This window comes from Flavobacterium sp. (assembly GCF_036405015.1).
GTDB lineage: Bacteria > Bacteroidota > Bacteroidia > Flavobacteriales > Flavobacteriaceae > Flavobacterium.
Map to the genome: position 1 here is coordinate 16,760 of NZ_DASWYK010000036.1, position 12,577 is coordinate 29,336.

A 12,577-nucleotide genomic window follows, 5' to 3' on the forward strand; every position below is an offset into this window, starting at 1 on the left:
AATAAGTAAAGTTTAAAAGTTAATTAAGAGAATTTTTTCTCAATAATTCCCATAAAACGTTCTGCATAATCGTCTTTTCCTTCCCAGTTATTGTAATCTGGTTTTACCATGTTTTCAATAAATTCCTTCGCTTCGGCATAGGAATCAAAAGTTAAAAGCTGGTTTAAAACACGGCTATAATCTTCTGTGCTGTTTCCGAAAAGGTTTTTAGTGAATGCTATTCTGTCATTCAAATCGATATGGAAACCTCTCGCCAATTTTTCATTCAAACTCACTGGTTTTGTTTGCGCAGGAGTTTCAAGAATGGCAGTTTCTATCTTTTTCTCTTCCTTTTTTTCTTCTTTAAAATCATTAATAGAAGGCGTTTTTACTGGAGGAACAGCTTCAAAAGTATCTACTTTTACAAATTGTGCATCGGCATAATTGACTCCAAAATCTTCAAATTGTATCGTCGGAATTGAAGAAGTTGGTGCTTTTGGCTCTTCTTTAACTTCTTCCTGAATGGCTTCTGTTTCCAATTCAAAAGCAGGTTTGAAATCCGGAATTGGTTTTAAATCATTTACAGTTGTAAACGAAAGTTCCTCCATTGCACTTTTCGGTTCTTCAGCTTTTTCAGTTTCTTTTTCTACTTCAGGTTCTATAATTTCTGCAACGATTGGCTCAGGTGTTTCTTCAATTACAGGTTCTTCTATTTCGGCAGCAATTGGTTCAACCGTTTCCTCGATTACAGGCTCTTCAACTTCAGTAATAGGTTCAGCAGTTTCAACAACCTCTGCTGGTTTTTCTTCTGAAATTTCAGGTTCGTAAGATTCCTCAAGTGCAATTACTTTTTCTGCAGTTGGTGCTTCATTTTCAATTATAGCTGGAATAATTTCTTGTTCTTTATCAAAAATTGTTTCCAGTTCAGAAGTAATATCACTTTGTCCGATGGTTGGTTTTGCAGTGTCGAAATTTTCTTCTACAAATTTTAATACCGCTAATTTCTCGTATAATCTCTGAGTTTCAAGGTACAATTGATTGATATCGGATTTATTCTTAAGTTTTAAAATTCGATGTGCAATGCTGATTAAATCGGCTTCCAATTTTTTTTTCATAACTGTTGAAATTATAGTGAATAAGGTATTTTAGTGTATTTAATGTCTGAATGTCTTTATTTCTAAGGGAAAACCAAAGGATAATTTTTTATTTCTGTTAATAAGCTTTCGCAAATTTACGATTTGATAAAAATTTTCTACTTTTGAAAAAATGTAAAACAACACATTTTTACGTCTATTTATTACCAGTACAAAGTAATAAAAACTATTCATTTTTAAAGGCAGAAAAATACAAAATGTTTCTCGAAAATACAGTAAATCACAAAGAACAATTTGGGTGGATTGAAGTTATTTGTGGATCAATGTTTTCGGGTAAAACCGAAGAGCTGATCCGTAGATTAAAACGCGCTCAATTTGCCAAACAAAGAGTTGAAATCTTCAAACCAGCTATTGATACCCGTTATCATGACGAAATGGTAGTGTCTCATGACGCCAATGAAATTCGTTCAACTCCAGTTCCCGCAGCTGCTAATATTTTGATTTTAGCGCAAGGTTGTGATGTGATTGGTATTGACGAAGCACAGTTTTTTGATGATGAGATTATTACCGTTTGCAACGATTTGGCCAATCAGGGAATTCGAGTAATTGTGGCCGGATTGGATATGGATTTTAAAGGAAATCCATTTGGACCAATGCCTGGACTTATGGCAACAGCCGAATATGTAACAAAAGTTCATGCCGTTTGTACACGAACAGGAAATTTGGCGAATTACAGTTTTAGAAAAACCGCAAATGATAAATTGGTTATGTTGGGTGAAACAGAAGAATACGAGCCACTTAGCCGTGCAGCGTATTTTAATGCAATGAAAAAAAGTCAAGAAAAATAGATTTTTAAATTCCATTTGTGAGCCTAAATAAACAATAGAGTATGAGAAAACAGAATATTTTATTATTGCTATTAATTGGAATTGCAGTCGCTTTAGTGACTTATTTTCAATTTTTTCTTGCCAAAAATGCTGATGAGGTTAAAACAGAAGTAGTCGAGTTGGTCGCAAAATACAATAAAAGTTGTCCGTTAACTATTCAGGACGGAATGAGATTAGACAGTGTAAGTTTGCCTGAAGAAAGATTTGTTCAATATAATTTAACGCTATTGAATGTCGCAAAAGAAAACGCTGAGAGCAATGTTATAAAAGAGGAAATTGAAAAAAGCTTAATCAGTACGGCTAAAGCAAATCCGGGGCTTCAGGTTTTTAGAGACAATGATTATACTTTGATTTACCACTATAGCGATAAAAAGAAAGCTTTTTTATTTGATGTAAAGATTCAGCCAGATCAATACAAATAAATTAAAGAGTTGCCGATATTAATTTCGAAATAAACCCGACAGGTTTTTAAAACCTGGCGGGTTTCTTGTTTCTTGTCATTCCGTTAGGAATGTTTGGTCGGTAGAAAAATAAATTGTTACGATTATACGTTCCGTAGGAACGTTTGGTGAGTAAGATTACGTGTTTCAGGTGTCCCTACAGGACACAAACAAAATCGGAAATATTTTTTTTACCGACCAGATATTCCTACGGAATATAAAATATTGGCCATCTCATTTTATTCACTAAACAAGAAACCCGACAAAATTAAACTTGTCGGGTTTTCTGTTTAAATGAACTTATATTTCTTATATGGTAAAAAAAAAATTAAATTTTCTTTCTCATTCTCGCTACCGGAATATCCAATTGTTCACGATATTTTGCAATTGTTCTTCTTGCAATTGGATATCCTTTTTCTTTTAAAATTTCGGCCAATTGATCGTCTGGAAGCGGTTTTCTCTTATCTTCCTCTTCAATCGTGTTTTGAAGAATTTTTTTGATTTCCAAAGTCGAAACATCTTCACCCTGATCGTTTTTCATTGCTTCAGAGAAAAATTCTTTGATAAGTTTGGTTCCGTATGGCGTTTCAACATATTTACTGTTTGCCACACGTGAAATTGTCGAAATATCCAAACCAACCATATCTGCAATGTCTTTTAAAATCATTGGTTTTAGTTTGGTTTCGTCGCCGTCTAAGAAATATTCTTCTTGATAATGCATAATCGCATTCATTGTCACAAAAAGCGTTTCTTGACGCTGTCTAATCGCATCGATAAACCATTTAGCCGAATCCAGTTTTTGTTTGATAAACTGAACTGCATCTTTCTGAGCAGTCGATTTGTCTTTAGATTCTTTGTACGTCTGCATCATTTCCTGATAATCTTTAGAAACATGCAGAGAAGGAGCGTTACGTCCGTTTAAAGTCAGTTCTAATTCGCCGTCAACAATTCTGATGGCGAAATCTGGAACTACATTTTCGGTAACTTTATTATTTCCAGTAAAAGAACCACCCGGTTTTGGGTTCAGTCTTTCAATTTCGTGAATCGCTTTTTTAAGCTGTTCGTTCGAAACGCCGTATTTCTGTAATAACTTATCGTAATGTTTTTTCGTAAAAGCATCAAACTGATTTTCTATAATGTCAATTGCTAAATCAACATATTCAGTTGGTGTTTTGTGTTTTAGCTGAAGCAACAAACATTCCTGCAAATCACGCGCTCCAACTCCCGAAGGTTCCAGTTCGTGAATTACCGTCATCATTTTCTCGACCATTGCTTCATCAGTGTAAATTCCCTGCGTGAAAGCCATATCGTCTACAATATCCGGAATGCTTCTGCGGATGTAACCCATATCGTCAATACTTCCTACTAAGAATTCAGCGATTTCGCGCTCTTCGTCATTCAAAATAAAAGTATTCAGCTGATTGATTAAATCCTGATGAAAACTAATTGGAGCCGCAAAAGGCGTTTCGCGTTCCTCGTCATCACTATAATTATTCACCTGAGTTTTGTAATCAGGCGTATCGTCGTCGCTTAAGTATTCGTCAATGTTAATGTCGTCTGCTTCGATTCTGTCCGATTCGTTATCATCATAATCGTCGTAGTCGTCATTAGCGTATTCATCAGCTTCGTATTCGTCTTCTTTTCCAGCTTCAAGCGCCGGATTTTCGTTCATTTCTTCTAATAAACGTTGTTCAAAAGCTTGCGTAGGCAATTGAATTAACTTCATCAGCTGAATTTGCTGTGGAGATAATTTTTGAGATAATTTTAAATTTAAAAATTGCTTTAGCATATAAAAAGTTGCTAAGGTACTAAGGTGCAAAGGCACAAAGTATCTTATATTGACGAATTAAATTCGTGTTGAAATTATTTTTTATTTATATTTTTAAAAACTTAGAAGCTTTTTTTTAAAACCTTTGAGCCTTTGTACCTTAGTACCTCAGAACCTTTGATTAAAATTCCGCGCTACCAGGAGTTCTTGGGAAAGGAATTACGTCTCTAATGTTTGTCATACCTGTTACAAACAATACCAAACGCTCAAATCCTAAACCGAAACCTGCGTGTGTTGCAGAACCGAATCTTCTTGTATCTAAGTACCAGTATAATTCTTCTTTGTCAATTCCAAGAGCTTCCATTTTCTGAACTAGAACATCGTAACGCTCTTCTCTTTCAGAACCACCAACAATTTCTCCAATTCCAGGGAAAAGGATGTCCATTGCACGAACTGTTTCTCTTCCTGGTTCTGTGTTGTCGTTCAAACGCATGTAAAACGCTTTAATGTTTGCTGGGTAATCGTATAAAATTACCGGACATTTAAAGTGTTTTTCTACTAAATAACGCTCGTGTTCTGATTGTAAATCAGCTCCCCATTCTGTGATAAGGTATTGGAATTTCTTCTTTTTATTTGGAGTTGAATCTCTTAAAATGTCAATTGCCTCAGTATAAGAAACACGTTTGAAGTTGTTTTCTAAAACGAAGTTTAGTTTTTCTAACAACGCCATTTCGCTTCTTTCTGCTTGTGGTTTTGATTTTTCCTCTTCTAAAAGTCTTCCTTCTAAGAAAGCCAAATCGTCTTTACAGTTGTCTAAAGCATATTTAATCACATACTGAATAAAATCTTCAGCCAAATCCATGTTGTCGTCCAAGTCGTTGAAAGCAACTTCAGGCTCGATCATCCAGAATTCTGCCAAGTGACGAGAAGTATTTGAGTTTTCTGCTCTAAACGTTGGTCCAAAAGTATAAATCTGACCCAAAGCCATTGCAAAAGTTTCTCCTTCTAATTGTCCAGAAACTGTAAGGTTTGTATGTTTTCCAAAGAAATCTTTTTTGAAATCAATGTTTCCTTCTTCAGTTTTTGGCAAGTTGTCAAGTGGTAAAGAAGTAACTTGGAACATTTCTCCAGCACCTTCAGCATCAGCTCCAGTGATGATTGGCGTATTTACATACACGAAACCTTTTTGTTGGAAATAGCTGTGAACTGCATAAGACAATACAGAACGCACACGCATAATCGCACCAAAAGCATTTGTACGAACACGCAAGTGAGCGTTTTCACGTAAAAATTCTAAAGAGTGTTTTTTAGGCTGCATTGGAAATTTCTCCGCATCAGAATCTCCAAGGATTTCTAATTTAGAAACCTGAATTTCGTATTTCTGACCAGCACCTTTACTTTCAACCAAAGTTCCAATTACAGAAACTGCAGCTCCAGTCGTGATTCTTTTTAAAGTCTCTTCTGGTGTATTTTCAAAATCAACAACACATTGAATATTATTAATTGTAGAACCGTCATTTAAAGCGATGAACTGATTATTTCTAAAAGTTCTCACCCAACCTTTTGCATTCACTTCCTGTAACGTCGTCGTACTGTTTAATAAGTCTCTAACTTTTGTGTGTTTCATTTTTATATATAATTGATATTAAGTAATATTCATTTTGAACAACTGCAAATATAATCGATATTAATTAATTTGAGAAGTTGAATTTTTTATAGACTTTGTATTATTTCCATTTTTGTCATTTCGACGAAGGAGAAATCTTCGTAAGAAACTCGACAAAGTTAGGAATTACTGTACGGAGCTAATTGCGGAGATTTCTCCTTCGTCGAAATGACAAGATTGTGGTAAATCCTTGTCGAGCTTCGAGTGAGATTCCTGGTTCCTTGGAATGACAAACTATACGGTAATCTTTGTCAAAGTTTTAAACTTTGACAAAGATTTATATTTTAATTTGCGTGAATTCGTGAATTCGTGGCGGATATTTTTGCGGTGAAAAATTACTTCTCCAAATTCTCCAATTCCTCTTTCTTAGTTTTTTTCTTTTCGAAAGTTAAAACCAACGATGGTAATACAACCAAGTTAGCAAACATCGCAAAAACCAAAGTACAAGAAATTAATCCTCCTAAAGCAATTGTACCGCTGAAACTTGATAAAGTGAAAGTTGCAAAACCTAAAATCAAAACTACAGAAGTATAGAAAGTACTTACTCCCGTTTCTCTTAGAGCGCTGAAAACAGATTTCTTCACTTTTCCTCTGTTTTGAATCAAATCATGTTTGTATTTTGCCATAAACTGAATCGCATTATCAACCGAAATTCCGAAAGCGATACTAAATACCAAAATCGTTGAGGGTTTTAACGGAATTCCGAAATAACCCATTAATCCAGAAGTAATACAAAGTGGTAAAATATTCGTAATCAAAGAAGCCATTACCATTTTGAAAGAACGGAATAAATACAGCATCAAAATTGCAATGGTTGCAATAGCAAAAAGTAACGATTCGATTAAGTTATGCGCCAAATAAGTTGTTCCTTTTTGGAAAACCAATGCTTTTCCAGTAATCGTAACTTCAAAACGGTCTTTTGGGAAAATTTCGTCAATTTTTTTGCGCAGTTTTCCTTCAACTTTTGCCATTTCATCGGTTCCGATATCTTTCATGAAAGTTGTGATTCGGGCGTATTGTCCAGTCGAATCAACGTAAGCTTTCATTAGATTTTCTTTGCTGTTTTTGGTTGCATTTTTAGCATAACTTAAAATAAAAGTTTGCTCTTGCGAAGTCGGCAATTGGTAATATTCTGGGTTTCCATTATAGAAAGCCTGTTTAGAGTATTTTACCAAATTTACTACAGAAACTGGTTTTGCCAATTCTGGAATTTCAGAAATGGTATTCTGCAATTCATCCATTTTACGAATAGTAGAAGCTTTCATAACTCCTTTTTTCTTTTTGGTGTCTACCATGATTTCTAATGGCATAACTCCATTAAATTCCTTTTCGTAAAATAAAATATCTTTAAAGAAAGAAGCGCTTTTTGGCATTTCGCCAATCAAACTTCCCGAAACTTTCATTTGTCTCACCCCATTCAAACTGATAATAAACAGAACAGCATAAATAGTGTAAACAATTGTCTTTTTGCCTTTTACTACAGTTGCAACTGCATTTAAAAGTGTAGAAATATACGTTTTGTCTAAGTGATATAAATGTTTCGCTTTTGGCAATGGCATAAAGCTGTAAATAATCGGCACGATGAAAAGTGTCAATGTATAAACAGAAAGTACGTTGATAGAAGTTACTAAACCAAATTCGAACAACAATTCGTTTCCTGTAATCATCAAGGTTGCAAAACCAATTGCAGCAGTTAAATTGGTCATTAAAGTTGAAGATCCAATTTTTGAAATAACACGTTGTAACGCTTTTGCCTGATTGTTGTGAATTTTAATTTCCTGTTGGTATTTGTTAATCAGGAAAATACAGTTTGTAATTCCGATTACGATGATCAGTGGTGGAATAATTGCGGTTAAAATCGTGATTTTATAACCAAATAATCCAAGTGTTCCAAAGGACCAAGTTACACCGACAATTAAAATACAAATTGAAATAAACGTTGCTCTAAACGAACGGAAAAAGAAAAAGAAAATCAATGAAACCGTCAATAAAGACGCTCCAATAAAAAGTCCGATTTCACCTTTCATATTGTCCGCATTGATCGTTCTGATGTACGGCATTCCCGAAACTTTCAAGTCAATTCCGGTTGTTTTTTCGAATTTATCAATTTTCGGAACCAGATTTTGAAGGATAAAAGTTTTTCTGTTCGCAGTATTCACCAAATTTTTATTGATGTAAACCGCAGAACGAATACTTCCGCTTTCTTTGTTGAATAAAAGTCCTTCGTAAAAAGGTAAATTATGAAACAATTCGTATTGAATGGTTTTTAAATAAGCAGGATCTAAAACTTTGCTTTGATCAATAAATGGTGCTAAAACAAATTTTTCGTTGATAGTATCTTTTTCCAACTTTTTCAAATCGTTTAAAGAAACAACTAAATCAACTTCTTTCGATTTTTTCAAACCTGTCATCAATTCGTTCCAGGCAGCATAATTTTTTGGAGTAAAGAATTTAGGGTCTTTAAAACCAATAACTACAAGATTTCCCTCTTCACCAAACTTGTCTAGAAATTTTTGATAGTCTTTATTGGCAATATGATCTTTCGGAAGCAGGTTCGCCTCGGTATAAGTCATAGAAAGATTTTTCCACTGATAACCAAAGAAAATTGTTAGAGCAGAAAGTATAACCAGAATTGTAATTCTGTTTTTAAGTATGATTCGGGCCAGTTTTTCCCAAAATCCAACTTGGATAGTGTTTTTCATAACATCTTTAAAAAATGGATGCAAATGTAGTGAAAAGTGCTCGAAATCATAAATAATCAATTCTATTTTACTTAATGTTAACACAAATTTGAAAGTCTTGTGATGGTTATAATTTATCCGAATTTATGCGTAAATCACAGGGTTTTCTCATATTTGCAAATAATTTGAATTTCTAAAGACTGAATTTTATTTCATTAATCGAAAAAAAAGGTTTCACGGAGATTTAACAGATTGAAGCAGATTCTGTACATTTATTCATGAAATTCGCAGCAACATAAAAACAAAACAATGCAGCAAAACAATACCATAATGTTTATTTTTTTAGCAATTCTGTTATTGCTGATTGTCATAATTTGCTTTATGCTTTATCAATTAATGCAGACTAAAAAAGCCAAAGATGATGCTGAAAAAAGTTTTTATGCTTTAGAATCTAAGGTAAACGATTTGCAACTCGAAAACTTAGAGTCTAAATTAAATCCGCATTTGTTTAAGAATATTCTAAATTCGATTCAGTCGCATGCTTATCAGACTTATTTTGCGCTAGACAAATTGGCGAATGTATTGGATTATATTTTATATGAAAGCAAAAAGAAATTCGTGACAGCAAAAGAAGAAATTAATTTTGCACTGAATTTGATTGAAATTAATAAAATTAAAATCAGTCCGCTTTTTGAGCTTAAGATCAAAACCAATATTAATGAAGAAGATAAATTATACGATCAGCCTTTGCTGGCGCCTTTAATTTCGATTGATTTAATTGAAAATGCTTTTAAACATGCCGATCTTCAAAGTGCTGATGCCTTTATTTCGGTTGTTTTTGAATTTAAAGACAATACTTTTTTTATGACGGTTTCAAACAAAATCTCAGATAAAAAAGTACTTAAGAAAGAACGAAGCGGATTTGGACACGCTACTTTAGAACATCGCCTTCGAATTATTTATAAGAACAATTTCAAACTTGATAGGTTTGTTGAAAACGACATTTATATTGCTCATCTAAAAATTGATTTACTTGAATACAAAACTGAAATGCTTGCTTCTGGACGATGAGCTTCCGGGATTGACTTATTTGAAAATGCTTTGCGAGCAGATTCCAGAACTGGAAATTGTAAAGACATTTAATAATCCGCAGAAACTCTTGGCTGATATTCCAGATCTGGATTTTGATCTCTTAATTTCTGATATCGAAATGCCAGGTATCGATGGTCTGCATCTGGCCGAAATGCTGGATAATAAATTAGTGATTTTTTGCACTGCATATAAAGAATATGCAGCAGATGCTTTTAATATAGATGCAGTTGATTATATTACTAAACCTGTAAAACTGGAACGTCTTCAAAAAGCAGTTTCGAAAGCTCTTGAACGTTTCGACAAATCAGATAGTTCAAAAAAATTCATACAGCTCAATACCGATAAAGGGAAAACATTGTTGTATTTTAATAAAATTCAGTACATCACAACAGCTACTAGCGATAGTCGTGATAAAACAGTTTTATTGACCGACGGAAGTTTTCTGAATCTGAAAAACGTGAAATTCGATACACTTTTAAATGAATTACCCGATTCCGATTTCTGTCGAATCAATAAAAAAGAAATTGTAGCAGTTAAGGCAATAAAATTTTTTAATCATAACGAAATTCTACTGCATCATTTAGAAGAAAACAATAAAAACACAGCCTTGATTTTAAGTGAAACCTACCGATCTGATTTTTTGAAAAAGGTAAAATTATAACTTATTACAAAATTTTCCCGACTTGTTACATACATTAAAAATTAGCTTGAAATTAGCTTTTTCACTTAAAGTGCAGTTGTGATATTTGTGTCAATTATTAAAAGAAAATGTTATGAATAACATTAAGAACTCTTTATTTTATATTACAATTATCGGCGGTTTTACAGGGCTGATATATTGGGTGATTTCAAAAGGCGCTTCGCTGGAAGTTGGACGTAATATTGTTAAAAAACAAATTGAAAGTAACCATTGGAATGATTTTCTGGATTCGATGGTTCATAATTTGCAGCATCCGTTGGCTATTTTATTGGCGCAAATCGTTACTATTATTTTAGTGGCACGTTTGTTTGGGTGGTTTTTCAGAAAAATTGGACAGCCATCTGTAATCGGAGAAATGATTGCAGGTATTGTTTTAGGGCCATCTTTGGTCGGAATGTATTTTCCAGAATTTTCGGCAGCTTTATTTCCAAAGGAATCTTTAGGTAATTTACAATTCTTAAGTCAGATTGGTTTGATTCTTTTCATGTTTGTAATCGGAATGGAATTGGACTTGAAAGTGCTTAAGAACAAAGCTCATGATGCAGTTGTCATCAGTCACGCCAGTATTGTGATTCCGTTTGCTTTGGGTTTAAGTTTAGCCTATTTTATATACCACACTTTTGCCCCAATTGGTGTTGAGTTTTCTTCTTTCGGATTATTTATGGGAATTGCGATGAGTATTACTGCTTTTCCGGTTCTAGCGAGAATCGTTCAGGAAAGAGGAATGCAGAAAACAAAACTCGGAACCATTGCAATTACCTGCGCTGCAGCCGATGATATTACGGCATGGTGTATTCTGGCTGTTGTAATTGCGATTGTAAAAGCAGGTTCGTTTACAAGTTCATTATATGTAATTGGTTTAGCGATTTTATATGTAATTGTTATGTTGAAAATCGTTCGTCCGTTCCTAAAACGTGTTGGCGATTTAAATGCGACTCGCGAAAGTTTGAATAAACCAGTTGTCGCAATTTTCTTTATTACACTTTTAATTTCTGCTTATGCTGCTGAATTAATTGGGATTCATGCCTTATTCGGAGCGTTTTTGGCCGGAGCAATTATGCCTGAAAACAATAAATTTAGAAACATATTTATAGAAAAAGTCGAAGATGTAGCCATTATCGTTTTATTACCTTTATTTTTTGTTTTTACTGGTTTACGTACCCAAATTGGTTTACTAAATGATCCAGCCTTATGGAAAATCACAGGTTTAATCATTGCTGTTGCCGTTGCGGGGAAATTCTTTGGAAGTGCTTTAGCCGCAAAATTTGTTGGACAAAGCTGGAAAGATAGTTTGGCTATCGGAGCATTAATGAATACTCGCGGTTTAATGGAGCTTGTAGTTTTAAACATTGGATATGATCTGGGCGTGCTGTCTACAGAAATTTTTACCATGATGGTTATTATGGCCTTGGTGACTACTTTTATGACAGGACCGGCTTTGGATTTTATTGGTTTTATTTTTAAAGATAAAATAACAGCTATTCCTCAAGAAATTGGCAATAAAAGTAAATACAAAATCCTGCTTTCGTTTGCGACTCCTGAAAGAGGAAAACAACTTCTTAAGATTGCGAACAGCTTAGTTAAAAAACAAGGAGATAATTCGATTGTTACAGCAATGCATTTGTCATTAAGTACAGAGATTCATTCTTTTGATGTTAAAGATCATGAACGCAAAATGCTAGTTCCGGTTGTGGAGGAATCACATCGATTGAATCAGAATATGGTGAGTATGTTTAAAGTCTCAAATGATATTGATACCGATATTATTGATTCGGCCAATCAGGGAGAATATGATTTGTTGTTGATTGGTTTAGGACAATCTATTTTTGATGGAACTTTGCTTGGAAAAATTCTAGGATTCACAACCCGAATTGTAAATCCGGATCGTTTGATTGACAAGTTTACAGGAAAAGAAGGTTTGTTCGAAAATAATCCTTTTGATGAAAGAACACGTCATATTATTGCTAAAACCAGAATGTCAGTCGGTATTCTTATCGATAAAGATCTTGAAGAAGTAAATCAGGTTTTTATGCCTGTTTTTAGTAAAGAAGATTCGTTTTTAATTGATTATGCTAAAAAATTAATAAATAATAATGGTTCTCAGGTAACAGTTCTAGATGCCAGCGGTGAAGTTAAAAGTACACGCGAAATTCAAGAAACAATTCGTTCTATAGAACAGATTGCTCCAAACCATATCATGATTAAAAACGATAGAACGATTAAAAAAGAGTTTTTAGACGGGCAGAATTTAATGATTATAAGTTTAGACA

At 33.8% G+C, this 12,577-nt stretch carries 9 protein-coding genes; 5 read left to right on the forward strand and 4 right to left on the reverse strand.

The features are described from left to right. Positions 1 to 23: 23 nt before the first annotated feature. On the reverse strand, positions 24 to 1,094 hold the full coding sequence (locus VGE71_RS02965) for a hypothetical protein (protein WP_331136961.1): 1,071 nt from the start codon (positions 1,092 to 1,094) through the stop codon (positions 24 to 26). A 236-nt stretch (positions 1,095 to 1,330) separates the two neighbouring features. Between VGE71_RS02965 and VGE71_RS02970 the strand changes: the two genes are divergently transcribed. Then, entirely contained in the window at positions 1,331 to 1,921 is a 591-nt protein-coding gene (locus tag VGE71_RS02970) for a thymidine kinase (protein ID WP_144219804.1), read from the forward strand. 41 nt (positions 1,922 to 1,962) lie between these two features. After that, positions 1,963 to 2,382, forward strand: a complete 420-nt coding sequence (locus tag VGE71_RS02975) for a hypothetical protein (RefSeq protein ID WP_331136962.1) — start codon at positions 1,963 to 1,965, stop codon at positions 2,380 to 2,382. Between the two features lie 346 nt (positions 2,383 to 2,728). Here the strand turns inward: VGE71_RS02975 and rpoN are convergent, their stop codons facing one another. The 3 genes from rpoN to VGE71_RS02990 form a co-directional block, all read right to left on the reverse strand. Further along, complete coding sequence (gene rpoN / locus VGE71_RS02980) at positions 2,729 to 4,189, reverse strand: RNA polymerase factor sigma-54 (RefSeq protein ID WP_331136963.1); 1,461 nt, start codon at positions 4,187 to 4,189, stop codon at positions 2,729 to 2,731. A 160-nt stretch (positions 4,190 to 4,349) separates the two neighbouring features. Next, on the reverse strand, positions 4,350 to 5,795 hold the full coding sequence (gene asnS, locus VGE71_RS02985) for an asparagine--tRNA ligase (protein ID WP_331136964.1): 1,446 nt from the start codon (positions 5,793 to 5,795) through the stop codon (positions 4,350 to 4,352). Positions 5,796 to 6,169: 374 nt separating this feature from the next. After that, on the reverse strand, positions 6,170 to 8,536 hold the full coding sequence (locus VGE71_RS02990; protein WP_331136965.1) for an efflux RND transporter permease subunit: 2,367 nt from the start codon (positions 8,534 to 8,536) through the stop codon (positions 6,170 to 6,172). 288 nt (positions 8,537 to 8,824) lie between these two features. Between VGE71_RS02990 and VGE71_RS02995 the strand changes: the two genes are divergently transcribed. The 3 genes from VGE71_RS02995 to VGE71_RS03005 all read left to right on the forward strand — a co-directional run. Further along, on the forward strand, positions 8,825 to 9,586 hold the full coding sequence (locus VGE71_RS02995; RefSeq protein WP_331136966.1) for a sensor histidine kinase: 762 nt from the start codon (positions 8,825 to 8,827) through the stop codon (positions 9,584 to 9,586). Then, positions 9,549 to 10,268 carry a response regulator transcription factor gene (locus VGE71_RS03000; protein WP_331136967.1) on the forward strand — a complete coding sequence of 240 codons (720 nt, stop codon included), beginning with the start codon at positions 9,549 to 9,551 and terminating at the stop codon, positions 10,266 to 10,268. Before VGE71_RS02995 ends, VGE71_RS03000 begins: the two co-directional genes overlap by 38 nt. A gap of 112 nt (positions 10,269 to 10,380) precedes the next feature. Continuing rightward, positions 10,381 to 12,577 (forward strand): cation:proton antiporter (locus VGE71_RS03005; protein ID WP_331136968.1); only part of this gene is annotated, 2,197 nt, incomplete at its 3' end.

Bases quoted from the DNA above. Each gene is read 5' to 3' on its own strand.
- VGE71_RS02965 (WP_331136961.1), bottom strand. From the start codon at position 1,094: ATGAAAAAAAAATTGGAAGCCGATTTAATCAGCATTGCACATCGAATT.
- VGE71_RS02970 (WP_144219804.1), top strand. From the start codon at position 1,331: ATGTTTCTCGAAAATACAGTAAATCACAAAGAACAATTTGGGTGGATT.
- VGE71_RS02975 (WP_331136962.1), top strand. From the start codon at position 1,963: ATGAGAAAACAGAATATTTTATTATTGCTATTAATTGGAATTGCAGTC.
- rpoN (WP_331136963.1), bottom strand. From the start codon at position 4,189: ATGCTAAAGCAATTTTTAAATTTAAAATTATCTCAAAAATTATCTCCA.
- asnS (WP_331136964.1), bottom strand. From the start codon at position 5,795: ATGAAACACACAAAAGTTAGAGACTTATTAAACAGTACGACGACGTTA.
- VGE71_RS02990 (WP_331136965.1), bottom strand. From the start codon at position 8,536: ATGAAAAACACTATCCAAGTTGGATTTTGGGAAAAACTGGCCCGAATC.
- VGE71_RS02995 (WP_331136966.1), top strand. From the start codon at position 8,825: ATGCAGCAAAACAATACCATAATGTTTATTTTTTTAGCAATTCTGTTA.